This window comes from Ensifer sp. ENS06 (assembly GCF_014852205.1).
GTDB classification, from domain to species: Bacteria; Pseudomonadota; Alphaproteobacteria; order Rhizobiales; family Rhizobiaceae; genus Ensifer; species Ensifer adhaerens.
The window spans coordinates 1,205,323-1,231,292 of record NZ_JACVBC010000001.1; the positions used below are offsets into that span (position 1 = coordinate 1,205,323).

General features: G+C 63.5%; 24 protein-coding genes. 12 read left to right on the top strand and 12 right to left on the bottom strand.

All coding sequences use genetic code 11. The features are described from left to right. Positions 1 to 13: 13 nt before the first annotated feature. Both cimA and rarD read left to right on the top strand, forming a co-directional pair. Positions 14 to 1,630, top strand: a complete 1,617-nt coding sequence (cimA, locus tag IB279_RS05990) for a citramalate synthase (protein WP_090294619.1) — start codon at positions 14 to 16, stop codon at positions 1,628 to 1,630. Positions 1,631 to 1,845: 215 nt separating this feature from the next. Further along, positions 1,846 to 2,778, top strand: a complete 933-nt coding sequence (rarD, locus tag IB279_RS05995) for an EamA family transporter RarD (RefSeq protein WP_034804008.1) — start codon at positions 1,846 to 1,848, stop codon at positions 2,776 to 2,778. 68 nt (positions 2,779 to 2,846) lie between these two features. Here the strand turns inward: rarD and IB279_RS06000 are convergent, their stop codons facing one another. Further along, on the bottom strand, positions 2,847 to 3,467 hold the full coding sequence (locus tag IB279_RS06000; RefSeq protein ID WP_034804006.1) for a TIGR00730 family Rossman fold protein: 621 nt from the start codon (positions 3,465 to 3,467) through the stop codon (positions 2,847 to 2,849). 244 nt (positions 3,468 to 3,711) lie between these two features. On the opposite strand from IB279_RS06000, the gene IB279_RS06005 reads away from it, so the two are divergent. The 4 genes from IB279_RS06005 to pssA all read left to right on the top strand — a co-directional run bounded on the left by IB279_RS06005 (position 3,712) and on the right by pssA (position 9,329). Continuing rightward, positions 3,712 to 5,475, top strand: coding sequence for a LysM peptidoglycan-binding domain-containing protein (locus tag IB279_RS06005; RefSeq protein ID WP_113188260.1), 1,764 nt, complete (start codon positions 3,712 to 3,714; stop codon positions 5,473 to 5,475). Between the two features lie 205 nt (positions 5,476 to 5,680). Beyond that, complete coding sequence (locus IB279_RS06010) at positions 5,681 to 7,567, top strand: ABC transporter ATP-binding protein/permease (RefSeq protein WP_113188321.1); 1,887 nt, start codon at positions 5,681 to 5,683, stop codon at positions 7,565 to 7,567. Positions 7,568 to 7,745: 178 nt separating this feature from the next. Next, positions 7,746 to 8,444 (top strand): phosphatidylserine decarboxylase, encoded by a 699-nt coding sequence (locus IB279_RS06015; protein ID WP_034803995.1) that lies wholly within the window; start codon positions 7,746 to 7,748, stop codon positions 8,442 to 8,444. 9 nt (positions 8,445 to 8,453) lie between these two features. Further along, entirely contained in the window at positions 8,454 to 9,329 is an 876-nt protein-coding gene (gene pssA / locus IB279_RS06020) for a CDP-diacylglycerol--serine O-phosphatidyltransferase (protein WP_051659665.1), read from the top strand. A gap of 108 nt (positions 9,330 to 9,437) precedes the next feature. Here pssA and IB279_RS06025 read toward each other — a convergent pair whose 3' ends face one another. From IB279_RS06025 to alr, 5 genes are all read right to left on the bottom strand, one after another. Further along, positions 9,438 to 10,178: an SDR family NAD(P)-dependent oxidoreductase gene (locus IB279_RS06025; RefSeq protein ID WP_089043923.1), complete on the bottom strand. Its 741-nt coding sequence runs from the start codon at positions 10,176 to 10,178 to the stop codon at positions 9,438 to 9,440. A 12-nt stretch (positions 10,179 to 10,190) separates the two neighbouring features. Beyond that, positions 10,191 to 11,678, bottom strand: a complete 1,488-nt coding sequence (purF, locus tag IB279_RS06030; RefSeq protein WP_113188261.1) for an amidophosphoribosyltransferase — start codon at positions 11,676 to 11,678, stop codon at positions 10,191 to 10,193. Positions 11,679 to 11,823: 145 nt separating this feature from the next. Beyond that, positions 11,824 to 12,447 (bottom strand): CvpA family protein, encoded by a 624-nt coding sequence (locus IB279_RS06035; RefSeq protein WP_034803987.1) that lies wholly within the window; start codon positions 12,445 to 12,447, stop codon positions 11,824 to 11,826. A gap of 124 nt (positions 12,448 to 12,571) precedes the next feature. Further along, on the bottom strand, positions 12,572 to 13,975 hold the full coding sequence (gene radA, locus IB279_RS06040; protein WP_034804296.1) for a DNA repair protein RadA: 1,404 nt from the start codon (positions 13,973 to 13,975) through the stop codon (positions 12,572 to 12,574). 149 nt (positions 13,976 to 14,124) lie between these two features. Further along, positions 14,125 to 15,264 (bottom strand): alanine racemase, encoded by a 1,140-nt coding sequence (gene alr / locus IB279_RS06045; RefSeq protein ID WP_192339127.1) that lies wholly within the window; start codon positions 15,262 to 15,264, stop codon positions 14,125 to 14,127. Between the two features lie 150 nt (positions 15,265 to 15,414). On the opposite strand from alr, the gene IB279_RS06050 reads away from it, so the two are divergent. The 3 genes from IB279_RS06050 (at position 15,415) to IB279_RS06060 (ending at position 17,378) form a co-directional block, all read left to right on the top strand. After that, the gene (locus IB279_RS06050) at positions 15,415 to 16,272 is read left to right on the top strand and encodes an AraC family transcriptional regulator (protein WP_060604336.1); all 858 of its coding nucleotides are present in this window, start codon (positions 15,415 to 15,417) and stop codon (positions 16,270 to 16,272) included. Between the two features lie 156 nt (positions 16,273 to 16,428). Then, a complete protein-coding gene (locus IB279_RS06055; RefSeq protein ID WP_113188263.1) occupies positions 16,429 to 17,082 on the top strand; it encodes an AzlC family ABC transporter permease in 654 nt (217 codons plus the stop codon). After that, entirely contained in the window at positions 17,079 to 17,378 is a 300-nt protein-coding gene (locus IB279_RS06060; protein ID WP_034803985.1) for an AzlD family protein, read from the top strand. Before IB279_RS06055 ends, IB279_RS06060 begins: the two co-directional genes overlap by 4 nt. Positions 17,379 to 17,491: 113 nt before the next feature. On the opposite strand, the gene IB279_RS06065 is transcribed toward IB279_RS06060, so the two are convergent. Beyond that, positions 17,492 to 18,994: a replicative DNA helicase gene (locus IB279_RS06065; protein WP_043611355.1), complete on the bottom strand. Its 1,503-nt coding sequence runs from the start codon at positions 18,992 to 18,994 to the stop codon at positions 17,492 to 17,494. Between the two features lie 332 nt (positions 18,995 to 19,326). On the opposite strand from IB279_RS06065, the gene IB279_RS06070 reads away from it, so the two are divergent. The 3 genes from IB279_RS06070 to IB279_RS06080 are packed head-to-tail and all read left to right on the top strand — an operon-like array spanning position 19,327 to position 22,604. Then, entirely contained in the window at positions 19,327 to 19,770 is a 444-nt protein-coding gene (locus tag IB279_RS06070; RefSeq protein ID WP_034803983.1) for a MarR family winged helix-turn-helix transcriptional regulator, read from the top strand. 5 nt (positions 19,771 to 19,775) lie between these two features. Next, complete coding sequence (locus IB279_RS06075; protein ID WP_090294612.1) at positions 19,776 to 21,488, top strand: MFS transporter; 1,713 nt, start codon at positions 19,776 to 19,778, stop codon at positions 21,486 to 21,488. An 18-nt stretch (positions 21,489 to 21,506) separates the two neighbouring features. Further along, on the top strand, positions 21,507 to 22,604 hold the full coding sequence (locus IB279_RS06080; protein WP_113188264.1) for an HlyD family secretion protein: 1,098 nt from the start codon (positions 21,507 to 21,509) through the stop codon (positions 22,602 to 22,604). Between the two features lie 103 nt (positions 22,605 to 22,707). Here the strand turns inward: IB279_RS06080 and rplI are convergent, their stop codons facing one another. The 5 genes from rplI to IB279_RS06105 all read right to left on the bottom strand — a co-directional run bounded on the left by rplI (position 22,708) and on the right by IB279_RS06105 (position 25,970). Then, positions 22,708 to 23,283: a 50S ribosomal protein L9 gene (gene rplI / locus IB279_RS06085; protein ID WP_034803982.1), complete on the bottom strand. Its 576-nt coding sequence runs from the start codon at positions 23,281 to 23,283 to the stop codon at positions 22,708 to 22,710. A gap of 32 nt (positions 23,284 to 23,315) precedes the next feature. Next, a complete protein-coding gene (locus tag IB279_RS06090) occupies positions 23,316 to 24,269 on the bottom strand; it encodes a membrane protein (protein ID WP_034803975.1) in 954 nt (317 codons plus the stop codon). A gap of 192 nt (positions 24,270 to 24,461) precedes the next feature. Then, on the bottom strand, positions 24,462 to 24,710 hold the full coding sequence (rpsR, locus tag IB279_RS06095) for a 30S ribosomal protein S18 (protein WP_025426448.1): 249 nt from the start codon (positions 24,708 to 24,710) through the stop codon (positions 24,462 to 24,464). Positions 24,711 to 24,736: 26 nt separating this feature from the next. Beyond that, complete coding sequence (gene rpsF, locus IB279_RS06100) at positions 24,737 to 25,183, bottom strand: 30S ribosomal protein S6 (RefSeq protein ID WP_034803973.1); 447 nt, start codon at positions 25,181 to 25,183, stop codon at positions 24,737 to 24,739. 274 nt (positions 25,184 to 25,457) lie between these two features. Beyond that, on the bottom strand, positions 25,458 to 25,970 hold the full coding sequence (locus IB279_RS06105; RefSeq protein WP_113188265.1) for a ClbS/DfsB family four-helix bundle protein: 513 nt from the start codon (positions 25,968 to 25,970) through the stop codon (positions 25,458 to 25,460).

A 25,970-nucleotide genomic window follows, 5' to 3' on the forward strand; every position in this document is an offset into this window, starting at 1 on the left:
TTGGACGAGAGCCATGACCAGGGAACGCATCTACCTCTTCGACACGACGCTGAGAGACGGGCAACAGACGCCCGGCATCGACTTTTCCGTCGAGGACAAGATTGCGATTGCCGGCCTGCTCGATCAGTTCGGCATGGACTATATCGAAGGCGGCTATCCCGGCGCGAACCCGACCGACACGGAATTCTTCGGGCGCAAGCGTACCCAGAAGGCCTCCTTCGTCGCCTTCGGCATGACCAAGCGCGCCGGGGTTTCCGCGTCGAACGATCCGGGCCTCGCGGCGCTGCTCGCGGCCAAGAGCGACGCCATCTGTCTTGTCGCCAAGAGCTGGGACTATCACGTCGAAGTGGCGCTCGGCTGCACCAACGAGGAAAACCTCGACAACATCCGGGCCTCGGTCGAGGCGGTGGTCGCCTCCGGTCGCGAGGCGATGGTCGATTGCGAGCATTTCTTCGATGGCTACAAGGCCAACCCCGCCTATGCGCTCGCCTGCGCGAAGACGGCCTTTGACGCCGGCGCGCGCTGGGTGGTCCTCTGCGACACCAATGGCGGCACGCAGCCTCCGGAGGTGCGCGAGATCGTTGCGGCCGTGATCGCTGCCGGCGTGCCCGGCGCCAATCTCGGCATCCACGCCCATAACGATACCGGCCAGGCGGTCGCCAATTCGCTTGCGGCGGTTGAGGCCGGCGTACGCCAGATCCAGGGCACGCTGAACGGCATTGGCGAACGCTGCGGAAACGCCAATCTCGTCACGCTGATCCCGACGCTTGCTTTGAAAGAGGCCTATTCCAGCCGCTTCGAAACGGCGATCGATGCCGACCGCTTGCTGGAGCTGACGAAGCTCGCCCATTCCTTCGACGAGCTGTTGAACCGCTCGCCAGACCAGCAGGCGCCTTACGTGGGCGCGTCGGCCTTTGCAACCAAGGCCGGCATCCACGCTTCGGCATTGCTCAAGGATCCGCGCACCTATGAGCACGTGGCGCCGGAAAGCATCGGCAACCTGCGCAAGGTCATGGTGTCCGACCAGGGCGGCAAGGCCAATTTCATCAACGCGCTGAAGCGCCGCGGCATCGTCGTCAGCAAGGACGACCCGAAGCTCGACAAGCTGATCGCCATCGTCAAGGAACGCGAAGCGACCGGCTATGCCTATGAAGGGGCGGATGCGAGCTTCGCGCTGCTCGCCAGCCGCATTCTCGGCACGGTGCCGGATTTCTTCCACGTGGAAAGCTTCCGGGTGATGGTCGAGCGCCGCTTCGACGCCAACGGCCATCTGAAGACGGTGTCGGAAGCGGTGGTGAAGGTGGTCGTCGACGGCGAGACGATGATGTCGGTCGCCGAAGGCCACGGCCCGGTCAACGCGCTCGACCTGGCGCTGCGCAAGGATCTCGGCAAGTACCAGTCGGAAATCGAAGACCTGGAGCTCGCGGACTACAAGGTCCGTATCCTCAATGGCGGGACCGAGGCGATCACCCGCGTTCTGATCGAATCGACCGATGGCACGGGCGCACGCTGGTGGACCGTGGGGGTCTCCGACAACATCATCGATGCGTCTTTCCAGGCGCTGATGGACAGCATCGTCTTCAAGCTGCTCAAGAACCGCGACCACGTCGGGCTGATCGCCGCCGAGTAATTTCGGCGATCGGCCCGGTAACGCTGATGAACTGGCCGGGGGAGGGTGAGCAAAACTCATTCTCCCTTCACGGAAATGAATTGGTGCATCACCGGCCATTGGGGTAGGACGCACCAATGGGAGATCGTGCCGGCCGACTGGCTGTGCCCTCCCTTCTGACCGGTGAGCGGCCGTTGCCGCCAGGGCTCTCCGGCAAAACACCAGGAAAAGATGATATGGCCGAGCCGAAAGCACCCGCCGAAAATACCGATTCCGCACAAGGCTTTGCCTTCGCGCTGACCGCCTATCTGCTTTGGGGCTTCCTGCCGTTCTTCATGAAGGCTGTCGCCCATATCCCGGCGCCGGAAGTGGTGGCGCACCGGATCGTGTGGTCGGTGCCGCTCGCAGGTCTCGTGCTGCTCTGGCTCGGGCGCACCGACGATATCAAGACGGCACTGCGCTCGCCGCGCATGCTGTGCATGGCCGCACTGACTGCCGTGCTCATCACCATCAACTGGGGCATCTATGTCTGGGCAATCGGGGCGGGCCGCGCCATCGAAACCGCGCTCGGCTACTACATCAATCCGCTCTTCTCGATCTTCCTCGGCGCCGTGCTTTTGAAGGAGAGGCCGAACCCGGCGCAGATGGTCGCAATCGCGCTCGCTGCTTCCGCCGTCGCCGTGCTCGCCTTTGATGCCGGCGGTCTGCCGTGGGTGTCGATCGGCCTCTGCCTGTCCTGGGGTTTCTACGCCTTCTTCCGCAAGACCCTGCCGGTTGGCCCCAACCAGGGCTTCTTCCTGGAAGTCCTGCTGCTGAGCGTTCCGGCCATCGGCTACATCATCTGGCTGGAGACGACGGGGCAGGGCCATTTCGGTGACACCGGCATGGCCGACGTCCTGTGGCTGTTGTCCTGCGGCATCGTCACGGCCGTGCCGCTGATGATCTATGCCAATGGCGCCAAGCTCCTGCGCCTCTCGACCATCGGCATCATGCAGTACATCGCGCCGACGATGATTTTCGTGATCGCCGTCTTCGTCTTCCATGAGCCCTTCGGTACGGCAAAGCTCATCGCCTTCGGCCTGATCTGGGCGGCGCTGGTGATCTATACCGGCGCGATGCTGGCTGAAAGCAGGGCGCGCCGCGCCCTGCAGGCAAGCCCGGCCGAATAAGGTCGGTTGCGATAGAAACAAAAAAGGCGCGCCGGGGGCGCGCCTTTTTTGTTGGCTGAACAGGTTTCTCAAAGCTTGGAGATGATCTCGGCTTCGCCGTCGCGGCCGTTGCCGCCGTTGGCGGCCGCCAGGATGGTCGGCACGATGTCGGCGGCATCGTTGACGACGAGCGGCTGCACCAGATGCGCCGTGTGGACGAAGCCCTCTTCGCGCATGTGCTGCAGGAGGTCCATCATCGGCCTCCAGAAATTGTTGATGTTGCCGAAGACCATCGGCTTGCGGTGACGGCCGAGCTGCGCCCAGGTCATGATCTCGACGATCTCTTCAAGCGTGCCGATGCCGCCCGGCAGAGCCACGAAGGCGTCGGCGCGTTCGAACATCGTGTGCTTGCGCTCGTGCATGTCGGCCGTGACGATCAGTTCGTTCAGTTGGCCGAGCGAATGGCGGGTCGCTTCCTTGTCCATCAGGAATTCAGGGATGATCCCGGTGACTTCGCCGCCGTTGGAAAGCACGCCGCTGGCGACCGCTCCCATGATGCCGCGTGTGCCGCCGCCATAGACCAGGCGAAGCCCGTGATCGGCGATGGAGCGGCCGAGCGCGCGGCCGGCCTCCATGTAGGCATTGTCGCGTCCCGGCTGTGACCCGCAATAGACGCAGATGGATCGAATCGTGCTGTTCTCGGTGCTCATGCCCCCCAAAAAACATTGCAGCGCAGCATGGGTCAAGAAAAATGAGGGGAAACCCGGCTTTCTGTGGGTTGCCGTGCCTTCGGCTGCTTGTATGCCGAATCGCGAATCGCTAGCAATTTCAGTGATTGATTGAAGAAATCGGACGAGTTGCTTGCTGTTGCGCTATAATGACGGCGCAAGCCCGCACCGCAGGCCGATGAGAGGGCATGCGCGGAGCGTTGCTCCGCTCCGTGTGGAGAGTGGCATGATCAAAAATAAGGCCGGCTGGGTGGCCATTTCTGTCCTCGTGGCAGCAACAGCGTTGATGGTATTCGTAATTCAACCGAACTTGCGCGACGACGGCCAGAAGCCAACGGCGGAGCAGGCGGCAGGCACCGCGACACAGTCGACCGAGGCGACGCCTGCGACCAGTGGCCCGCAGGCGGCTGGCGCCTCTGCCGAGACAGCAAAGACGGATGCTGCGCCGCAGCAGGAACAGTCGAAGGCCGACGCGGCGACTGCCGCCAATGCGCCTGCAACCGATCCCGCCATTCCCGGTTTCGATGTGTTGCGCGTGGAGCCCGATGGCTCGACGGTCATCGCCGGCCATGCCCAGCCGAATTCGAAGCTTGAGATCCTGAGCGGCGATACGGTGGTCGGCACCGCTGATGTCGGCGCGACCGGCGACTTTGCCGCGGTCTTCGACGATCCGCTTCCGGCGGGTGACCATCAGCTCACGCTGCGCAGCACCGGCGAAAACGGTGCGGTGAAGAGCTCCGAGGAGGTCGCGACCGTTTCTGTTCCCAAGGATCCGTCCGGTCAACTGCTTGCCATGGTCTCGAAGCCTGGCATGGCGAGCCGGCTGATCACGACGCCGGATACGGTGGAGGGGACAGCGGCTGTGGACGCCAAGCCGGCCGAGGTTGCTTCCGCAACGCCACAGGCGGTCGATACCGCTACTGCGCCGGCCAAGCTTTCTGGCGTGCCGGGCCTGCAGGTGAGCGCCGTCGAGATCGAAGGCAGCAAGATGTTCGTTGCCGGCAGCGCCAAGGCAGGCGCCTTGGTCCGCGTCTATGCCGACGACAGGCTCGTCGGCGAAATGAAAGCCGACGACAAGGGCCATTTCGTCGTCGACGGCCAGATCGAGTTGACGGTGGGCAGCCACATCATTCGGGCCGACATGCTGAACGAGGATGGCACCAAGGTTGTGATGCGCGCTTCGGTTCCCTTCGACCGGCCCGCCGGATCGCAGGTCGCGGCCGTGGCACCTTCGGGCACACCGTCCGCAACCGCGGGTCTCGATGGCCTTCGTGCGGAAGCTGGAAAGGCGCTTGCGCTGCTGAAGGGTCTCTATGCCAACGGCAAGGTGCCGAATGGCGAGCAACTGGCCGCCGCCCGTTCGGCGACCGAGATCGCGCTGAAATCGCTTGCGGATTTCCGCCTCGCCGACAGTTCCGACCAGACGCTCGTCGCTTCCGCGACGCGGGCCGCAAAGGCCTCCGCAAGTGCGCTCGCGGCGCTGAAGGCTGCACCTCAGGACGCATCGAGCGTGGCGACGGCACTTGCCAAGGTTGATGAAACGGTTGGTGCGGTCCTTGCCGAGCAGGGCAGCGCCACGCCGGCGTCGTCCGAGAAGGCCCAGCCGAAGGACAATGCCCCGGCTCCGGGCGAACTGGCAAAGGCGATGGGTGCCGGGAGCGCAGTTGTAAACGACGCTACACCGGCGCAGCCGGCGACCGAAACCGCGGCCGTTGCAACCTCGCCCGACCAGCCCCAGACGCTCGAGCAGGCTCCGCTCAAGGAGAGCAAGAGTTCGGTGATCATCCGTCGCGGCGATACGCTGTGGCAGATCTCGCGTCGCGTCTATGGCGCGGGCCTGCGCTACACCACGATCTATCTCGCCAACCAGGACCAGATCGAGGATCCGGACCGCATTCGCCCGGGTCAGGTCTTCGGCGTGCCAGACAAGGCGCTGCCGGACGAAGAATCGCGGGAAATTCACAAGAAGCACATGAAACAAGAGCAATAAGCAGCCGATCGGCGGCCGCCGACATTGCGGCGGCTGCGACGGATGCTTATCTCCAGACCAAGGGCGGCGCCTTCGACAGGGCGCCGCTTTTCATTGAACGGTGATGACGGCGCCGCAGGTCTTCGTTTACAGGGAAGGCTCGGCGCAGAGCTTGGATGCGCAACAATCTGCCTCCAAGCGCGCAAACGTAAGAGCGGATCAGAACGTGGCACCCCAGAAGAAAACCGTTTCGGCCGATACCAGCAATCCCTTGCATACGATCGCCAATCTCTGGCCCTACATGTGGCCATCGGACAGGGCCGATCTCAAGCTTCGGGTGATCTGGGCGACGGTCATTCTGATCATCGCCAAGGTCGTCCTGATCCTCGTTCCCTATTCCTTCAAATGGGCAACCGATGCGCTGAACGGCAAGCCGGATGTCCTGGGCTTTTTGCCCGTGTTCATGACCGGCGCGGTCATGCTGGTGCTTGCCTACAACCTTGCGCGTCTTTTGCAGGCCGGCTTGAACCAGCTGCGCGATGCGCTGTTTGCAAGCGTCGGTCAGCACGCGGTCCGGCAACTGGCCTACAAGACCTTTGTGCACATGCACCAGCTGTCGCTGCGCTTCCATCTGGAGCGGCGCACCGGTGGGCTTTCTCGCGTCATCGAGCGCGGCACCAAGGGCATCGAAACGATCGTCCGATTCACCATCCTCAACAGCGTTCCGACCCTGATCGAATTCCTGCTGACGGCAGTGATCTTCTGGTGGGGCTACGGCTTCAGCTATCTCCTCGTCACCGCCGTCACCGTCTGGCTCTACATCTGGTTCACCGTGCGCGCGAGCGACTGGCGCATCGCCATCCGCCGTTCGATGAACGACAGCGACACCGACGCCAACACCAAGGCGATCGACTCGCTGCTGAACTTCGAGACGGTCAAGTATTTCGGCAACGAGGAGATGGAAGCCCGTCGCTTCGACAAGTCGATGGAACGCTACGAGGCGGCGGCGACCCAGGTCTGGACGTCGCTCGGCTGGCTCAACTTCGGCCAGGCGTTGATCTTCGGCGCCGGTACGGCCGTGATGATGATCATGTCAGCGCTTGCCGTGCAGCGTGGCGAGCAGACGCTGGGTGACTTCGTCTTCATCAACGCCATGCTGATCCAGCTTGCGATCCCGCTCAACTTCATCGGCTTCGTCTACCGCGAAATCCGTCAGGGGCTCACCGACATCGAGCATATGTTCGACCTGCTCGACGTGCGCGCCGAAGTGGTGGATCGCCCGAATGCGAGCGAACTTGTCATCGGCAAGGGCGCCATCGCCTTCAAGGATGTGTATTTCGCCTATGACGCGGCGCGTCCGATCCTGAAGGGCATCACTTTCGAAGTGCCCGCCGGCAAGACGGTCGCCGTCGTTGGCCCCTCCGGTGCCGGCAAGTCTACGCTCTCGCGGCTGCTCTATCGCTTCTACGACGTGCAGGAAGGGGCGATCACCATCGATGGCCAGGACGTGCGCACAGTGACGCAGAAGAGCCTGCGCTCGGTGATAGGCATGGTGCCGCAGGACACGGTGCTCTTCAACGACACCATCGCCTACAACATCCGCTATGGCCGCGTTTCGGCGAGCGAAGCCGAAGTCGAGGCGGCGGCCGAAGCCGCGCAGATCGCCGAGTTCATCCGCACGCTGCCGGAGGGCTTCCAGGCCATGGTCGGCGAACGGGGCCTGAAGCTTTCGGGCGGCGAGAAGCAGCGCGTTGCGATCGCCCGCACCATTCTCAAGGCGCCGCCGATCCTGATCCTCGACGAGGCGACCTCGGCACTGGATACGCGCACGGAGCAGGAGATTCAGTCGGCACTCGACGTCGTTTCGCGAAACCGCACGACGCTTGTCATCGCGCACCGGCTCTCGACCGTCATCAATGCCGACGAGATCATCGTGCTGAAGGATGGCGTCATCGCCGAGCGCGGCACCCATGGCGAGCTGATCGATCGCGACGGCCTCTATGCCTCGATGTGGAGCCGCCAGCGCGAAGCGACGCAGGCCGAAGAGCAACTGAAGCGCGTGCGCGAGAGCGACGATCTCGGCATCGTCACCCGCGGCGAGCCGGCGGTTTGATGGCGTCTTTTTCTTTGCTGAGCGCGACGCGTTTTGTCGCTACCGGGCGGGCAGCGTTGCCCGCCGGGACATTTCGCGCTAGAGCGGGGGCAGGAAAAGCGTTTGCGGTTTTCCGTCCGCATCCCGCGCTAACTTATAGAAAACGATCACGTTCCACGGAAAATCTGGAGTAGAGTTCATGAGCCTGGTCAATACGATCCGCAACACGCTCGTCCCGGTGCACAAGGAAGGCTACCGCTTTGTTGCGATCTTCTTCGTCGTGTCGCTGGTGCTTGGCTTCCTGTGGGAGCCGTTGATGTGGATCGGCTTCGTGCTGACCGCGTGGTGCGCTTACTTCTTCCGCGACCCCGAGCGCATGACGCCGCTCGACGACGATCTGGTGATCAGCCCGGCCGACGGCCGCGTCTCGTCGATCGCGACGGTCCTGCCACCGGAAGAACTCAACCTCGGTTCGGAACCGATGCTGCGCATCTCCGTTTTCATGAATGTGTTCAACTGCCACGTGAACCGCGCGCCGATGGCCGGCACCATCACCCGCGTCGCCTATCGCGCCGGCAAGTTCGTCAATGCCGAGCTCGACAAGGCGAGCCAGGAGAACGAGCGCAACGGTCTGGTGATCGATACAAAACACGGCGCCATCGGCGTCGTTCAGATCGCCGGTCTCGTTGCCCGCCGCATCCTGTGCTGGAAGTACGAGAACGGCTCGCTGGAGGCCGGTGAACGCTTCGGCCTGATCCGCTTCGGCTCGCGTCTCGACGTGTTCCTGCCGGCCGGCTCCGAGCCGCGCGTCAGCGTCGGGCAGACTGCCGTTGCGGGCGAAACCGTGCTCGCCGAGTTTGGCTCGGCCAAGGGCCCGGTCATCAGCCGCCGCGCATAAGGAGTGTCTATGGAAGGCTCTGAACAGGAAAAACCGATCGACACGCGGCAGGCGTCCGAGGACGCCAGCGGCTCGAGCGATACCGCACGCGGCCCACGGCTGCGCGAAATCCCGCTACGGTTGATGATCCCCAATCTGATCACCGTGCTCGCGATCTGCGCCGGCCTCTCGGGTATCCGGCTCGCCTTTGAAAACCGCATCGAGCTTGCCGTTGCCATGGTGTTGCTCGCCGCCTTTCTCGACGGCATCGACGGCCGCGTCGCGCGCGCCCTGAAGGCGACGTCGAACTTTGGCGGCCAGATGGATTCGCTCGCCGACATCATCAACTTCGGTGTCGCGCCGGCCCTCGTGCTCTATGTCTTCATCCTCGACCAGGCGCGTTCGATCGGCTGGATCGCGGCACTGATCTACGCGATCGCGATGGGCCTGAGGCTCGCCCGCTTCAACGTGATGGCGGAGCGCCAGGTCAAGGCGTCCTGGCAGTCGGAATATTTCGTCGGCGTGCCGGCGCCCGCGGGCGCCATGCTGGTGCTGTTGCCGGTTTACCTGGGCCTGCTGGGTCTCGCTCCGGAGCGCACCTTCGCCCTGATCGCTTCGGCCTATACAGTGCTGATCGCTTTCCTGTTGGTTAGCCGTCTGCCGGTCTGGTCCGGCAAGTCGGAAAACAGCCGCGTGCGCCGCGACCTCGTTCTGCCGGCCATCCTCGGCGTCGTCTTTTACGTCGCGACGCTGATGACCTACACATGGGAAACGATGGCGGTGACGGCGCTTGGCTACCTGATCACGCTGCCCTTCGGCGCGCGATCCTGGCAGCGCAAATATGGCGGCGACTGGCCGGCCCATCCTTCGACCGGCGGCGACGGCCTGCCGGGCGACAAGGACTAACGCAAGTTCGCGAGAGGCGTGAATCGGCCTTCCGACCGGCAATGCCCAAAATGAAAAGGCCACCGTGACGACACGGTGGCCTTTCTCATTTGAGCGGTGTGACGAAGCTTATTCCGGCAGCCGGTAGTCGACGATCTTGTCTTCGCGCACGATGTAGAGCTTGCCGGTCTCGGTCTGGTCGGGGCCAACCAGCGGCAGCAGCTTGGCTGCGACTTCCGAAGGATGCGGCACGGTTTCCGGATCCTCGCCCGGCATCGCCTGAGCGCGCATCGCCGTACGGGTGGCGCCGGGGTCGACCGAGAGGATGCGCAGCGGCAGGCGCTGCGTCTCGCCGGCCCAGGTACGGGCCAGAGCCTCGACGGCAGCCTTCGAAGCGGAGTAGGGCCCCCAGAAGGGCTTGCACTTGTGTGCAGCGCTCGACGACAGGATCAGCGCACGGCCGGCATCCGACTTGATCAGCAGCGGCTCGAGCGAACGGATCAGCCGCCAGGTGGCGTTGACGTTGATGTTCATTACCTTGTCGAACACCTTCGCCTCGACGTGCCCAATCGGCGAGATCGTGCCAAGCACGCCGGCATTGGCAACGAGGATGTCGAGTTTACCCCAGCGTTCGTTGATCGCGCCACCGAGCTTGTCGATCGCCGGCATGTCGGCAAGGTCGAAGGGCACCAGCGTCGCCGAGCCGCCCGCCGCCTTGATCGCGTCGTCGAGTTCTTCGAGACCGCCGACGGTGCGGGCGCAGGCAACCACATGGGCTCCGGCCTTGGCCAGTTCGAGAGCGGTGAAATAGCCGATACCGCGCGATGCGCCGGTGACCACGGCCACCCGGCCTTTGAGATCGATCGTCATTTTTCTGTCTGATTATCCGTTGCTGGCGAGAACCGAGAGTTTGCGGACATTGCTGGCGCCTTCCTGGTCGAGAAGGCGGGTCGGATAGTCCCCGGTGAAATAGTGGTCGGTGAACTGCGGCGACTTCGGATCGCGCTTTTCGCCGCCGACCGCCTCATAAAGACCGTCGATCGACAGGAACTCGAGCGAGTCCGCGCCGATGTAGCGGCACATGGAGGCGAGGTCCGCATGCTGGTTGGCGAGCAGCTTGTCACGATCCGGCGTGTCGATGCCGTAGAAGTCCGGATGGAAGATCATCGGGCTCGCGACGCGCACATGCACCTCGCACGCACCGGCCTCGCGCATCATCTGCACGATCTTTACCGATGTCGTGCCGCGCACGATCGAATCGTCGACGAGGATGATGCGTTTGCCCTCGATCATCGCGCGGTTGGCGGAATGCTTGAGCTTGACGCCGAAGGCGCGGATCTGCTGCGTCGGCTCGATGAAGGTGCGGCCGACATAGTGGTTGCGGATGATACCGTATTCGAAGGGGATGCCACTCTGCTGGGCATAGCCGAGGGCGGCCGGCGTGCCGCCATCCGGCACCGGAACCACGACGTCGGCCTCGACCGGCGCTTCCTTGGCGAGGTTGATGCCCATGTTCTTGCGCGACACATAGATGCTGCGGCCGCCGACGACCGAGTCCGGCCGAGCGAAGTAGACATACTCGAACAGGCAAAGACGCTCGGGCTGCGAAACCTCCGGCTTGCGCGCGTCGATGGTGATCGAACCGTCGGGCTGGATCTCGCAGATGATGACTTCGCCGTTCTCGACGTCGCGGACATAGGTCGCGCCGATGATGTCGAGTGCGCAGGTCTCGGAGCAGAAGATCGGCTTGCCGTCGAGTTCGCCCATCACGAGCGGACGGATGCCGATCGGATCACGTGCGGCGATCAGCTTCGTGCGCGTCATCGCCAGCATCGAATAGCCGCCTTCCATCTGGCGGATGGCATCGATGAAGCGGTCGGAAGAGGAGGACTGCTTCGAGCGGGCAATCAGGTGCAGCACGACTTCGGTATCCGAGGTCGACTGACAGATGGCGCCGTCGGCGATCAGCTGCCGGCGAAGCGTGAGGCCGTTGGTGAAGTTACCGTTATGGGCGACCGCAATGCCACCGACTTCGAGTTCGGCAAAGAGCGGCTGCACGTTGCGCAGCGCCACTTCGCCCGTCGTCGAGTAGCGGGTGTGGCCGATCGACATGAAGCCCGGCAGTTTCGCCAGGGTCGCCGGATCCGTGTAGTGGTCGCCGACGAGGCCCATGCGCTTCTCGGTGCAGAACTGCTTGCCGTCAAAGGTGACGATGCCGGCTGCTTCCTGGCCGCGATGCTGGAGCGCATGCAGGCCCAGCGCCGTCAGCGCCGCCGCGTCCGAGTGCCCCAGTATACCGAAGACGCCGCACTCTTCGTGCAGCTCGTCGCCTTCGAGTTCATCGTGGATTTCGATGGATCTATCGGTCATCACAGTCGCCTTTGCTCCGTACCGGTGCGCATATCGTGATCAGGCCCGCCGTCTTCAAGCAATCTTAGCTGAAAACGGCTGCAAGCGTTATTCCCCAAAAGGACAAAGCCCGCGGGGCGGGCTTTGTCGGCAAATCGTTCCTGTCTCAGCCGTTGGTGGCCGGGGCGTCGTCGGCGGGTGCCTGGTCCGGCGTCGTCGCAGGTGCCTGGCCGGGCGTCGTTGCCGGCGCTTCGCCTTCGCCTTCGCCGGTCGTGTCCTTGCCGCGCAGGCGATCGAGAATGGTGGCGTCGGCCTCTTCGGGCAAAAGCGCGATCAGCTTGTTGCCGAGATTGTCGAGCAGCGGCTTCGACTTGGCCTGGGTGACCCAGGTCGGCTGCTGCTGCGGAGCGACGAGCCAGTTGAAGAACAGCATGGCGACGACGACCAAAAGGATGCCGCGGGCAGCGCCGAACAGGAAGCCGAGCGTGCGGTCGAGCGCGCCGATGCGGCTGTCGATGATGAAATCGGCGATCCGCATGGTGATGAAGGAGATGATGATCAGCGCGATCAGGAAGATCACCGCCGCCGATCCGATCATCGCGACCGTGTCGCTGTTGGTATACTGCTTCGCATAGGGCAGGAGATGCGGGTAGAGGAAGTAGGCGGCAGCCGCCGCACCCACCCAGCTCGCGACCGAAAGCACCTCGCGCGAGAAGCCTCGAACCATGGCCAGGATTGCGGAAAACAGGGCGACGCCGAGAACGATACCGTCGAGAATTGTAATGGGCATTTTGTCCTTACTCCGGACCCGGTTCGTCCGGGTCTCCTCAAGCCTATCCGCCATCGGCCCTGAGTTCAGGGCATTTGCAGCCTGTTTGCGGCCCTTAAAGGGCGGCCTGCGGCATCCGCATCTTTCAGTCTTCGTCCTCCACCGGTCTCAGCGCGTTTCGCGACCCCGCGATGCGCGCCACCAGATCGGGCAGGCTTTCCATCTCGCTCCAGCGGCCATTGCCGTTTTTCGGCAGTTCGGTCGAAGCGGACGGCAGGACCGCCTGGGAGAACCCGAGCTTCTCGGCTTCCTTAAGGCGTTGTGCGGTATGCGCAACCGGCCGGATGGCACCCGACAAGCTGACTTCGCCGAAATAGACGCAATCCGCCGGAAGGGCAAGCCCGGCAAGCGATGAAACCAGTGCGGAAGCCACAGCTAGATCGGCCGCCGGCTCGGAAATGCGGTAGCCACCGGCGATGTTGAGATAGACGTCGTGCTGGCCGAGCCGCACGCCGCAATGGGCTTCCAGCACGGCAAGGATCATCGAGAGCCGTGCGGAATCCCAGCCGACGATGGCGCGTCTCGGCGTGCCGAGCGAGGTCGGGGCGACCAGCGCCTGCACTTCGACGAGAACCGGGCGGGTGCCTTCCATGCCGGCAAAGACGGCGGCGCCCGGCGATTTCTCGTTGCGTTCGCCGAGAAACAGTTCCGACGGGTTGGCGACCTCACGCAGGCCCTTGTCCGACATTTCGAACACGCCGATCTCGTCGGTCGGGCCGAAGCGGTTCTTGACGGTGCGCAGGATACGATAGTGATGGCCGCGGTCGCCTTCGAAATAGAGCACGGCGTCGACCATATGCTCGACGACGCGCGGACCGGCGATCTGGCCCTCCTTGGTCACATGGCCGACGAGCACGACGGCGGTTCCCGTCTGCTTGGCAAAGCGGATCATCGCCTGCACGCCGGTGCGAACCTGGGTCACCGTGCCCGGCGCGGAATCGACGATGTCGCTCCAGAGCGTCTGGATCGAATCGATGATCACGAGATCCGGGCGCTTGCCTTCCGACAGCGTCGCCAGAATGTCCTCGACGTTGGTCTCAGCAGCGAGCAGCACATCGCTGTCGGCAGCCCCCAGCCGCTGGGCGCGAAGACGCACCTGCGCCACAGCCTCTTCGCCCGAGACATAGATGACGCGATGCTTGCGGCGCGAGAGCGCTGCCGCTGCCTGCATCAACACCGTCGACTTGCCGATGCCGGGATCGCCGCCGACGAGCAGCGCCGATCCGCGCACGAAGCCGCCTCCGGTCACCCGGTCGAGTTCCGAGATGCCTGTCTGGATGCGTGGCGCGTCTTCGATCTCGCCCGAGAGGGTGGTGAGCGCCACCGGGCGTCCCTTCTTCGGCGCGCGCGACGGACCGCCGCCGATGCCCGCCGTCGGGTCGTCCTCGATGATCGTGTTCCACTCGCCGCAGCCTTCGCATTTTCCCACCCAGCGAGTGTGGATCGTGCCGCAGTTCTGGCAGATGAATTGGGTACGCGCTTTCGCCATCGGCATCGACTTTCGGAATGTGAGACCGCCGACGTCGCGAGGGGACGTCGGCGGCAAAGAATCACCTGTATCGTCACATAATGCCGCAAAGTGCGGAACAAAAGGTGAATTTCTGCAAGAATAACCGAAAAATGAGCTGAAGGAGCGCGTCAGACGCTGTCGATATAGTGCCTGATATAGCGGCGGCCGAGGCTGGTCAGCATCTCGTAGCCGATCGTCCCTCCGGCGCGCGCGACATCGTCGATGGCGATGTGCCGGCCGAAGAGCTCGATGTAATCACCCGGTCGTACCGCGCTTTCAGGAAGGTCCGTGACGTCGAAGAGACTGAGGTCCATGGTGACGCGCCCGACATGCGGGACCTTCTGGCCGTGCAGGAAACCGAAGGCCCCTGATGGCGTTGCCTGCCTGAGCGTGACGCCGCCGCCGGACACGGAACGGTGATAGCCATCGGCATATCCCACAGCCACCGTGGCGATGCGACTGTCGCGGTCGAAGCGGGCAGAGGCGCCATAGCTCGCGGTGCCGCCGGCGGCCACGTCGCGCACCTGGATGATCCGTGCTTCGGCGGTCACCACCGGCTTCATCGGGTTGGGGATGTCGGTCACCGCCTCGCCGCCATAGACGGCGATGCCCGGCCGGGTCAGGTCGAAATGATAGTCGGGCCCGAGGAAGACGCCGCCGGAGTTGGCAAGGCTCGCATCGACCCCTTCATAGGCAGTCGACACCTCATGGAAGCGACGGAGTTGAAGGCCATTCAGCCGATGGTCCGGATCGTCGGCGCTGACGAGATGGCTCATGATCAGCACCGGCGAAAAGCTTGCCGGTCGCGCCGGGTCTGTCGCAAGCGCAACGGCCTGCTCGACCGTAAGGCCGAGCCGGTTCATGCCGGTATCCACATGCAGCACGCAAGGGTGGTCGCCACGCTCGGAAAGGGCGGCCATGAACACGGCCAGCTGCTCGTCCGAATTGATGACCGGTACCAGATCGTTGTCGAAGAACAGCGCCTCGTTGCCCGGCCACATCCCGGCGAGAATGTAGATCCGGCGGTCCGGTGCAAGCGGACGGAGTGCTGCGCCTTCCTCGGCATTGGCGACAAAGAAATCGCGGGCGCCGGCCGCATAGAGGGCAGGGGCCGCCTGCGCGATGCCGATGCCATAGGCATCCGCCTTGAGGACGGCTGCGGCACGCGCCTTGCCGGAGCGCTTGTTCATGGCCCGCCAGTTGTCGACAAGCGCGCCAAGATCGATCGTGAGCCGGTTGGAAGCGGAAAGGAAGTCTGGAGGAAGCATGCCGGGCACTCTGCGTGGATGATCCAGGATCAATACAGCCAAGCGCAGAGCGTCGCAAATATTCCCCTGTCGCAGCGCCCTCGCGGATGGACCAGGCAAACGAGCACTTTTGTGCAAGACGCAGCCGCGCAGGCGCACTATGGTTTTGCCATGCAGACAATCTCGCAGGAAGAAGCCATCGATGTCATGCCGATAGAGGGCGCCGAGCGCACGCGCTTCTGGCGGGATTCCCGCTTCATGGGCATGGAATGTCTGACGGCGACCTTCATCACCCATGAATTTGCGCCGCACGCGCACGAAACCTTCAGCATCGGCGCCATCGAGGCCGGCTCGCAGATCAGCAAGATCAAGGGCGAGCGTTCGGAGGCCGGCCCCGGATACTTTTATCTGATCAATCCCGACGAAATTCACGACGGTCATCCGGGCGGCAGCGGCTATCGCTATCGCATGGTCTATCCGAGCGCCGAACTGCTGGTGAGCATCATCGAGGATGTCACCGGACGCGCTTTCAAGGGCACGCCATCCTTCTCCAAGCGTGTTTTGCAGGCGCCGGACCTGGCTCTTTCCTTCCATCAGGCCCACCGCACGCTCGAAGTGTCGGGGGCGACGCTCGAGGCGGAGGAAAAAATGTTCGCGGTGCTTGCCGCGATGTTCGAGCGCCACGGCAGCACGATCATCACGCCGATCGAAACGCGCGAGCAATCGGCCGTGCACCGGGCGCGCGACTTCCTGGCGGAAAACTATGCCGAGGACGTCGGGCTCGAGGAACTGGCGAAGGTCGCCGGCCTCAGCCGCGCCCACCTCATCCGCGCGTTCCGCAAGGAGTTCCACATCACCCCGCATGCGTTCCTGACCGACAAGCGCGTGCGGGCGGCAAAGACGCTGCTGCGGCACGGCTGGTCGGCGGTGGACGCGGCCTATCAATGCGGCTTCGCCGACCAGGCGCATTTCAGCCGTCATTTCAAGGCGCGCACCGGCGTCACCCCTGGGGCCTTCCGCGCCGGCTGATCACTTTCGTTCAAGACGATCCGCAGCCCGAGTCCTAGAACACTCGGGCAATTGCGATCGCGCGCCTGTGTGGAAGGGCGGCGCATCGCGCGAATGGAGACGTGGACGTTGCAGGAAAGAAGTGCGTTCCAGGAATTTCGGGCGGCGGCGGTTGCTATGACGCCGCTGATCGTCGCGGTCATGCCGGTCGGCCTCGTGTTCGGTGCGGTGGCGGCGAGCAAGGGACTTGCGCCGGCCGAGGTGGCGCTGATGAGCGCGCTGGTCTTTGCCGGCGGGTCCCAGTTCGTCGCGATGGATATCTGGACGCATCCGGCGTCCTGGGCGGCGCTTGGCTTTTCGGCGCTGCTCGTCAACATCCGCCATGTGCTGATGAGCGCTTCGATCGGCGGCAAGATCGATAGTTTCTCCGGCCCGGCCCGCTATGCCTCGATGCTGCTTCTGGCCGACGAGATCTGGGCCATGGCCGAGATGCGGGCGAGCAACGGCAAGCTGACGCCTGCCTGGTATGCGGGCCTTGCGGTGCCTTTCTACTGCCTTTGGGTGCTGACGAGCCTTGCGGGCGCGTTGCTTGGGGCCTTCCTGGGCGATCCGAAGGTTACCGGCCTCGACTTTGCGTTCCCCGCCGTCTTCATCGTGCTGGTCATGGGGTTCTGGAAAGGACGGGAGACGGGTACCGTTCTGGTGGCTAGCGCTTGTGCCGCCGTGCTCACGCATCAGTTGCTGCCAGGGGTCTGGTACATCGCTGCCGGGGCTGCGGCCGGGGTCGTGGCCGCGCTTCTCTCCGGTGCACGCAAGGAGGCCCATGCATGACCGTCGATCCAAATACACTGCTCGCCATCGTCGCCATGGCGGTTGCGACGATCGCGACCCGCATCGGCGGCCTCGTGCTGATCCGGTATGTGACGATTGGGGAAAGCCAGAAGCGCGCACTGGAGGCGATACCACCGGCCGTGCTGATGGCGGTTATCGCGCCGACGGCCTTCGTGACTGGCCCGGCGGAAACGATCGCCGCTGCCGCGACGGCCGTGGCCGCCATGCGGCTGCCGCTCCTGGTATCGGTCGCCGTCGGTGTCGTCTCGGTAGCGCTGCTGCGCCTCGTGTTCTGAGAGGTTTGTGCTGGCGCGGCGCGCTTCAAAAGGCACGTGCCATTTGAAATTGAGAGCGGGCTGGGAAACCGCAAACATTTTTCCCAGCCCGCTCCGGCCGCCCCCACGGAACCCTAGTGTTCTTCGTACTGGGTGAAAGATGGATCGGCGAGATCGGTGAAGCGCGTGAATTCCGACTGGAAGGCGAGTTTCACGGTACCGGTCGGTCCGTGACGCTGCTTGGCGATGATCACGTCGGCCGTGCCCTTCACCTGCTCCATCTTCATCTTCCATTCTTCGTACTTCGGGTCGAACTCGTCGCGCGGCTCCAGGTTCTTCACGTAGTATTCCTCACGGAACACGAAGAGCACGACGTCGGCGTCCTGCTCGATCGAGCCCGATTCACGAAGGTCGGACAGCTGCGGCCGCTTGTCTTCGCGGCTTTCGACGCCACGGGAGAGCTGCGAGAGCGCGATGATCGGAACGTTCAGCTCCTTGCCGAGCGCCTTGAGGCCGGTGGTGATCTGGGTGATTTCCTGCACGCGGTTGTCGCTGGATTTGCCCGAGCCGGTCATGAGCTGGATGTAGTCCACCACCAGGCAGTCGAGGCCGCGCTGGCGCTTCAAGCGCCGGGCGCGGGCGGAAAGCTGGGCGATCGAGATACCACCGGTCTGGTCGATATAGAGCGGCACCTTCTGCATCATCTGCGAGCAGGCGACGAGCTTTTCGAAATCGGCCTCGGAGATGTCACCGCGGCGGATCTTCGACGACGACACTTCGGTCTGCTCGGAGATGATACGGGTGGCGAGCTGTTCGGACGACATTTCGAGCGAGTAGAAGCCGACGACGCCGCCGTTCTTGGCCTTGAACGAGCCGTCAGCCTGGACTTCCGGCTCGTAGGCCGCAGCAATGTTGTAGGCGATGTTGGTGGCAAGCGAGGTCTTGCCCATGCCGGGGCGTCCGGCAAGCACGATCAAGTCGGAACGCTGCAGGCCGCCCATCCGGCCATCAAGCGACAGGATGCCGGTTGAAATGCCCGAAAGGCTGCCGTCGCGCTCGAAGGCCTGGCCGGCCATGTCGATGGCGAGCGCCACGGCGTCGTTAAACGACTGGAAGCCGCCGTCGTATCGACCGGTCTCGGCAAGTTCGAACAGACGGCGCTCGGCGTCTTCGATCTGGCCCTGCGGCGGCATGTCGAGCGGCGCGTCATAGGCGATGTTGACCATGTCCTCGCCGATGGTGATCAGCGAACGGCGCAGCGCCAGGTCATAGATAGCCCGGCCATAGTCTTCGGCGTTGATGATCGAGACGGCAGCGCCGGCAAGGCGCGCAAGATAGGTCGCGACGGTCACGTCGCCGACCTTCTCGTCGGCCTTGAGGAAGGTCTTGATGGTGACCGGGTTCGCCATCTTGCCCATGCGGATGATGTCGCCGGCGACTTCGTAGATCTTGCGGTGCAGCGGCTCGTGCAGATGCACCGGCTTCAGGAAGTCCGAGACGCGGTAGTACGCGTCGTTGTTGACGAGGATCGCGCCAAGCAGCGCCTGCTCGGCCTCGAGGTTGTTCGGGGCCTCGCGGTAGTGCTGGTCCGCCTGATCCTTGCCGATAGGGGATAGCTTTCGCGACGCTTCGTTCATTCGTTTATCTCTGCCTCTGTCTGGTGTGGCACCGGTTTGCGTTTTAGCGCGGGCCGGGTCAAGTGCACGAGGGACACAGTCGCGAAGCGACGTCACCGCGCCCGGCGCTGTTCCCGTTGTTCGACTGATCCACAGGCGGGGGCTCGCAAATATGCGGATTATGCCGTCGTCACAAATTTGGTCGTTGACGCCGCGAATCACCCGAACCTTCCCAACGAAACGAAGTGTAGCGCCGTCGCCCTCTGCCTCAAATCCGCATCTTGAAAATCCACCGCATTTGGATTAGATAGAGGCAGAATAATTAGCATGCTAGTAATATGGAAAAGATACCAATGTATCAGCCCACGGTGAACCGCGAACTGTTCGATGCCCTGTCGCTGCTCAATCGCAAGCTGCGCGCCGTGTTCGATGCGCGGGTGAAGGAGAAGGGGCTGACGCTGTCGCGTGCCCGCGCGCTCTTCGCCTTGACGAAGAAGGATGGCCTGAACCAGCGGGAGCTCGCCGACGAACTCGACATCGAGACCCCGACACTGGTGCGCCTGCTCGATGGCATGGAGAAGCAGGGCTTCATCGAGCGGCGGGTCGAGGTCTCCGACCGACGCGCCAAGCAGATCCATATGACCGAACTCGGCCGCACCGTTGCCGACGAGATCCTCAGGCTTGCCGACGAAATCCGGGCCGAAGTGCTGCAAGGCATCGACGCAGCCGAGCTTGCCGTGACAAAGCGGGTGGTTCGTGCGATCGCCGACAATGTTCAGTCGCTGGCGCGGGAGTGACGGCGATGGGCGCAGTCGCGACGGCCGCCGCAAACGACAATCGCCTTGCCTCCGAGCTTGAGGCCGCGGAGGCCGTCGACGAGGACCAACACGGAGAAACCGTTATTGCGCCGGAACCGGCGCCAACCCCCGTGCCGGCCCCCGTCGAGAAAGGTCTGTTGCTTTCGGCGGTCTATGTCCTGGGCTCCGTGCTCCTGTTCCTGACGCAGGGGCTCGGCATGAACCTGGCGCTCGCCAACCTTACGCAGGTCCAGGGCTCGCTTTCGGCGACCTCCATCGAAGCCGGCTGGCTCTCGGCGGCCTACATGGCGCCGAATGTCAGCCTGTCGATCGCGCTGGTGAAGATCCGCGCCCAATACGGGCTGCGCCGTTTTGCCGAAATCAGCATCGCCGGTTTCGTCGTCGTCTCGTTGATGAACGTCTTCGTTTCCGATCTGCATTCGGCGATCGTCGTGCGCTTCATCAGCGGCATTGCCGCCGCACCGATGTCGACGCTCGGCTTCCTCTACATGCTCGAAGCCTTTCCGCCGGCGCGCAAACTGACCGTCGGGCTGGCGCTGGCGCTCACCTGCACGACGATTTCCGCGCCGGTCACCCGCCTGATCTCGCCGACCTTGATCGAATATGGCCAGTGGCATGCGCTCTACACGCTGGAAATGGCGCTGGCGCTGATCGCGCTGCCGATCATCTACCTGCTGCCGCTGACGCCGGTCCCGCATGCCAAGGTTATCCAGCGCATGGATATCCTGAGTTACCTCCTCGTCGCCGTCGCCTTCGGCTGCCTCGCCGTGGTCCTGACCATGGGGCGCCTCTACTGGTGGTTCGAGGCTCCTTGGCTCGGCGTCCTGCTGGTCGTCTCGATAGCGACGCTGACGACCGCGGTGCTGATCGAGCTTTATCGCCCGGTGCCGTTGATCGACGTGCGCTGGATCGCTTCAAAGGAGATCGTGCACTTTGCCGCCGTTCTCTTGATTTTCCGGCTGGTCGCCTCCGAACAATCGACTGTTGCTGCGAACTTCTACCAGCAGCTCGGTCTCCAGTTCGAGCAGGTCGCAACCCTCTATTGGATCATCCTTGCTGCGGCCATCGGCGGCGGTCTGCTTTGCGCCGCGCTGATGAATCCTGAACATGCGGAGCGCGTGCATATTCTGGCACTCGGCCTCCTGGCGGCCGGCGCCTACATGGACAGCCAGGCGACCAGCCTGACACGGCCGGAGCAGATGTATCTGAGCCAGGCGATGATCGCGTCCGGAACGGCGCTCTTCCTGCCGCCGGCCATGGCGCGCGGCTTCAAGGCGGCGCTCGCCAAGGGGCCGAGCTATATCCTCAGCTTCATCGTGATCTTCCTCTTTACCCAGAGCATCGGCAGCCTGATCGGCTCCGCCGCCTTCGGTACCTTCGTCACGATCCGTGAAAAGTTTCATTCCAACCTTCTCGCGGAACAGATCGTGCTCTCGAACCCTCTGGTTGCCCAGCGCGTCAACCAGCTTTCCGCCGCCTACGCCAAGGTGATGGGCGACAAGACCCTGCTCGGCGGCGAGGGCACCGTGTTGTTGTCACAACAGGTGACCCGCGAAGCTTACATCCTCGCCTACAACGACGCCTTCCTGCTTGCCTCGGCGGTCGCGCTTTTCGCGCTCGCCGGGCTGCTGCTGCACATCTTCTACAACTGGCTCAGGCAGAGATTGTCCGCTCCTGCGCCGATGCCGGCCACCTGATTGACAGAGTTGACGACCATGTTGAAATCCTTGCGCTCTCCCACGAGCATCATCGTTCTTCTCGCCGGCATCGCCGGTATCGCCCTTGTGCTCTACGCCTGGCGGCTGCCGCCGTTCCACAGTTCGGTGGAATCGACGGAGAATGCCTATGTGCGCGGCTTTGTAACGATCATGAGCCCGCAGCTTGCGGGCTATGTCGCCGACGTTCCGGTGCACGACTACGAGACGGTCAAGGCCGGGCAACTGCTGGTCAAGATCGACGACCGCATCTATGCGCAGAAGGTGGCGCAGGCGGAAGCCACGCTTGCCGGGCAGAAAGCCGCACTTGCCAATTCCTTTCAGCAGGAGCTTTCCGCCAAGGCGGGCATCGCCGCCAGCCAGGCGCAGCTCGATGGTGCCAAGGCTGCCTTCAATCGGGCCCGGGCGACCTGGGACCGCATCCGCCCGCTCGCGGAAAAGGGTGTTTCGACCCGCAGTGATGCCGACCAGGCGCGTGCAGGCTTTGAGCAGGCCGGCGCTGCCGTGAGCCAGGCAGAGGCCGGGCTGGAAGTGTCGAAGCAGGCGCTGGCGACGACGCTTGGCGCGCGTGCCGGATTGCAAGCCGCGGTGAGCGGGGCGGAAGCGGCCGTCGAACTCGCGCGAATCGATCTCGACAATACCCGCATCGTCGCGCCGCGGGACGGCCGTCTCGGTGAGATCGGCGCGCGGATCGGTCAATATGTGACGGCCGGCTCGCAACTCCTGGCGCTGGTGCCGAACGACGTCTGGGTCGTCGCCAATTTCAAGGAAACGCAGCTCGACGGCATGAAGGCGGGTCAACCCGTCGCCATCGCGGTCGACGCGCTGCAGCGGAACGAGCTGACGGGGCATATCGAGCGGTTCTCGCCCGCCGCCGGTTCGGAGTTCAGCATCATCCGTCCGGACAACGCCACCGGCAACTTCACCAAGGTGGCCCAGCGCGTCGGCGTGCGCATCGTCGTCGATCCCGGCCAGCCGCTGGCGGAAATGCTGTCGCCCGGCCTTTCGGTCGTCGTGCGCGTCGACAAGGACGCGCCGGTGCGCGTTGCACCGGACCAGGCGAACATCGGTGTCGCGCCTGTTGCTGCCCACGGATAAGACGGCCGTGGCCCACAGAGCCATTGCCAGAAACGGCCGCGCAACCAAGAAAAAAGCCCGGATCGATGATCCGGGCTTTCGCGTGTTGAATGGCCTTTAAGGCTTATTCTTCTTCGCCTTCGAATTCGGCTTCCGGGTTGAAGAAGTCTTCCGGCTTCAGGGCGTCTTCGTCAACGCCGTAGATGGCGTCGGCCGAGGTCAGGCTTTCGCCCTTTGCCTGGCGACCGGCTTCTTCGGCCGAACGGGCAACGTTGACTTCAACCGAGATCTCGACTTCCGAGTGCAGGTGCAGCGTGACCTTGTGCAGGCCGATCGACTTGATCGGCTGGTTGAGGTCGACCTGGTTGCGGCCGACGTTGAAGCCTTCGGCAGCGAGCACTTCGATGATGTCGCGGGCAGCAACCGAACCGTAGAGCTGGCCGGTTTCGCCAGCCGAGCGGACGATGATGAACGACTTGCCGTCGAGCTTCTCGGCAACAGCCTGGGCTTCCGACTTGCGCTCGAGGTTGCGGGCTTCGAGCGTCGAACGTTCAGCTTCGAAACGGGCCTTGTTGGCAGCGTTGGCGCGCAGCGCCTTGCCGAGCGGCAGGAGGTAGTTACGGGCAAAGCCGTCGCGAACCTTTACGGTTTCGCCCATCTGGCCGAGCTTGGCAATACGTTCGAGAAGAATGACTTCCATGTTGGTTTCCTTTCAGAGTTCCAGTTCGTTGGTCAGTTTTTTCCAACCGGCGTGACCGCGATGGTGCGTCGCGTATCGATCAGGCCGGACAGGAGGAAGAAGAATGCCGGGATCGTGAACACGAGCACCGACAGGTATGCAATCCACAGCACGGGAAGCCGCCAGGACTTGCCGCGTGTGCGGAAATGGAAGGAGGCGAAACCGGCAAGCAGGAAGCCCGCGCCGAAGGTTCCGCAGATCAGCGCGCCGATCGTTGCGGGTGCGCCGCCGAGGAAGGTGAGGACCAGGCCGCCGAGAAAGATGAAGATCGCGTTGCGGTGCATGCGCAGCGTCGACGGAATGTCCTCGCGCGGGCGCAACGACCGGCCGGACATCTGCACGATGCGGGTGGCGAGGTAGTAGGCGGTAAACAGCATCAGCACCCAGATCGCGCCCTGGACGAGCGGCAAAGCAAGGGTGAAAAGCGACTTGATCTGGGCGATGGCAGCCGCATCCGGGTTGTAGGCGCTGTCCTGCGCCTTCACGGCCTGAATGACGATATCGACCATGCGATCGGAGATATCGGCTCCATAACCGACGATCACGCCGACGATGATCATGCCGACGGTCACCAGACCGGCGAGATGGCTGAGGATATCGGAGAGCGGATACCAGGCAAGCGCCTCGTCCGGGCCGCCGAGTTCGGACGCCGGGCGGGCGAGATTGGCGAGATGGCTCAGCCAACCGGCCGGGATCAGCGTGACAACGAGGATCAGCAGCGCAAAGTAGGGCGAAACGAGAACGGCACCGGTGGCACCGGCCGTGACGATCGCGGTGATCGCTGCGGCATTGCCCCAGCCGAGGCCGGCAATCAGGATTGGAAGTGCCGAAGCGGCATAAAGGACGATCGCAAGAGACGACTGCGTATTCGCGCCCATCGACAAGAGGGCGGCGGTAAAGCCGGCGAGAACGCCGGTCAGCAGCGATGTCCTGTTCACATTCGTCACGTTCGCTGTCCTGCTTCGTGCAGTTAGGGGATGGCCAAAGCGCAGCCCCAGCATGGGATTTTGGCGCATCGCGCCGGTTCCGATCCGCGCCCATCGCGGAAGGGAGAGAAAGAGGCGCTCACCTTAGGGGAGCGCCTCTCCCAACAAGTCGGGTTCCGTCGAGTCAGAAGACTGACGGAGAGTCAGCCGTTCTTAGGAAACGACGTAGGGCAGCAGGCCGAGGAAGCGTGCACGCTTGATCGCCTGGGCGAGTTCGCGCTGCTTCTTCTGGGAAACGGCCGTGATGCGGGAAGGAACGATCTTGCCGCGCTCGGAAATGTAGCGCTGCAGAAGACGGATGTCCTTGTAGTCGATCCGCGGAGCGTTTGCGCCCGAGAAGGGGCAGGTCTTGCGGCGGCGGTGGAACGGGCGACGAACCGGAGCGGAAGAAACTTCAGCCATTGTCTTAATCTCCTAAAGCTTCTTGATTACGCGCGGTCTTCGCGCGGACGGCGCGGGCGGTCTTCGCGGTCGCCACGGTCCGGACGCGGACCACGGTCGCCGAAGCCACGCTCCGGACGGTCGCCATCGCGGCGCGGACGGTCGTCGCGGTCGCGCTTCTGCATCATGGCAGACGCGCCTTCCTCGTGCTTCTCGACGGCGATCGTCATGTAGCGCAGGATGTCTTCGTTGATGCGCATCTGGCGCTCGATTTCGTGAACAGCCGCTGCCGGAGCATCGATGTCCATGAGAACGTAGTGAGCCTTGCGGTTCTTCTTGATGCGGTAGGTGAGGGACTTCAGGCCCCAGTTCTCGACGCGACCGACCTTGCCGCCGTTTGCTTCGAGCACGCCCTTGTACTGCTCGACGAGACCGTCGACCTGCTGCGGCGTGATGTCCTGGCGGGCCAGGAATACGTGTTCATAAAGAGCCATTGTGGCTTGCCTTTCTTGCGTTAATCAGCCCGGACCTCGGCGGCTAAGCCTCAACGACTGTTCTTAGTGGCTGCAGGCAGCCGGCAAGAAAGTGTTGTATCGAGACGGTCGAGAGCGGAGACACGGGAGGCCGGAAAGACGTGCAATCCTAACGGCTCCCCTCGAGGAAGCCGGCCCTCCGTTCAGCCACCAGCCAGAAGACCGGGCATTTCGAACAGCGCGCTTATACGCATTTTTCCGCGGAAGGCAAGGCTTGCCGCGTCTTTTCCGCTTTCTACGCCAGCGCGTTCACCTTTTTCCATTTGCGCAGGCGGCCGTGGGCGTTGGCATAGGGAGAGGAAGTATTGAACTGGATCATGCGTCCGAGCGTGAATTTTCCGTACCATGGCCGCCCGTAAAGCGTCCGCTCGTCGCGATCCCTGATGAGTACCTCGAGCGTCGCCTTGCTGCGCTTCAGTCTGGCGACAAGCTCGCCCGGCGAAAGAGCGTGGAAGTCCGCATAGAATTTCTGCGCAAGCCGTCCGAGTTCGTTCCATTGATAGCCCGTCTCGGGGAAGTCGACCAGCTCGCCGCGCTGATCGCGATCGATCCATTTGATCACCAGTTCGCCCCAGCCGATGAGGTAGGCGACGAGGTCGCCGACGCTCATCATCGTGCCCTTGGCGTGGCCTTCGAGCGACGGTTCGCGGTAGCGCTCGTCAGGAACCCGTTCCAGCTCGCGCATCAGCCTGGCGAACTGGACGTCGATCGCCGCAAGCAGTTCCGCTTTCGTCTGGGGTACCGGCAT

Bases quoted from the DNA above. Each gene is read 5' to 3' on its own strand.
- cimA (WP_090294619.1), top strand. From the start codon at position 14: ATGACCAGGGAACGCATCTACCTCTTCGACACGACGCTGAGAGACGGG.
- rarD (WP_034804008.1), top strand. From the start codon at position 1,846: ATGGCCGAGCCGAAAGCACCCGCCGAAAATACCGATTCCGCACAAGGC.
- IB279_RS06000 (WP_034804006.1), bottom strand. From the start codon at position 3,467: ATGAGCACCGAGAACAGCACGATTCGATCCATCTGCGTCTATTGCGGG.
- IB279_RS06005 (WP_113188260.1), top strand. From the start codon at position 3,712: ATGATCAAAAATAAGGCCGGCTGGGTGGCCATTTCTGTCCTCGTGGCA.
- IB279_RS06015 (WP_034803995.1), top strand. From the start codon at position 7,746: ATGAGCCTGGTCAATACGATCCGCAACACGCTCGTCCCGGTGCACAAG.
- pssA (WP_051659665.1), top strand. From the start codon at position 8,454: ATGGAAGGCTCTGAACAGGAAAAACCGATCGACACGCGGCAGGCGTCC.
- IB279_RS06025 (WP_089043923.1), bottom strand. From the start codon at position 10,178: ATGACGATCGATCTCAAAGGCCGGGTGGCCGTGGTCACCGGCGCATCG.
- purF (WP_113188261.1), bottom strand. From the start codon at position 11,678: ATGACCGATAGATCCATCGAAATCCACGATGAACTCGAAGGCGACGAG.
- IB279_RS06035 (WP_034803987.1), bottom strand. From the start codon at position 12,447: ATGCCCATTACAATTCTCGACGGTATCGTTCTCGGCGTCGCCCTGTTT.
- radA (WP_034804296.1), bottom strand. From the start codon at position 13,975: ATGGCGAAAGCGCGTACCCAATTCATCTGCCAGAACTGCGGCACGATC.
- alr (WP_192339127.1), bottom strand. From the start codon at position 15,264: ATGCTTCCTCCAGACTTCCTTTCCGCTTCCAACCGGCTCACGATCGAT.
- IB279_RS06050 (WP_060604336.1), top strand. From the start codon at position 15,415: ATGCAGACAATCTCGCAGGAAGAAGCCATCGATGTCATGCCGATAGAG.
- IB279_RS06055 (WP_113188263.1), top strand. From the start codon at position 16,429: ATGACGCCGCTGATCGTCGCGGTCATGCCGGTCGGCCTCGTGTTCGGT.
- IB279_RS06060 (WP_034803985.1), top strand. From the start codon at position 17,079: ATGACCGTCGATCCAAATACACTGCTCGCCATCGTCGCCATGGCGGTT.
- IB279_RS06065 (WP_043611355.1), bottom strand. From the start codon at position 18,994: ATGAACGAAGCGTCGCGAAAGCTATCCCCTATCGGCAAGGATCAGGCG.
- IB279_RS06070 (WP_034803983.1), top strand. From the start codon at position 19,327: ATGTATCAGCCCACGGTGAACCGCGAACTGTTCGATGCCCTGTCGCTG.
- IB279_RS06075 (WP_090294612.1), top strand. From the start codon at position 19,776: ATGGGCGCAGTCGCGACGGCCGCCGCAAACGACAATCGCCTTGCCTCC.
- IB279_RS06080 (WP_113188264.1), top strand. From the start codon at position 21,507: ATGTTGAAATCCTTGCGCTCTCCCACGAGCATCATCGTTCTTCTCGCC.
- rplI (WP_034803982.1), bottom strand. From the start codon at position 23,283: ATGGAAGTCATTCTTCTCGAACGTATTGCCAAGCTCGGCCAGATGGGC.
- rpsR (WP_025426448.1), bottom strand. From the start codon at position 24,710: ATGGCTGAAGTTTCTTCCGCTCCGGTTCGTCGCCCGTTCCACCGCCGC.
- rpsF (WP_034803973.1), bottom strand. From the start codon at position 25,183: ATGGCTCTTTATGAACACGTATTCCTGGCCCGCCAGGACATCACGCCG.
- IB279_RS06105 (WP_113188265.1), bottom strand. From the start codon at position 25,970: ATGCCGGTACCCCAGACGAAAGCGGAACTGCTTGCGGCGATCGACGTC.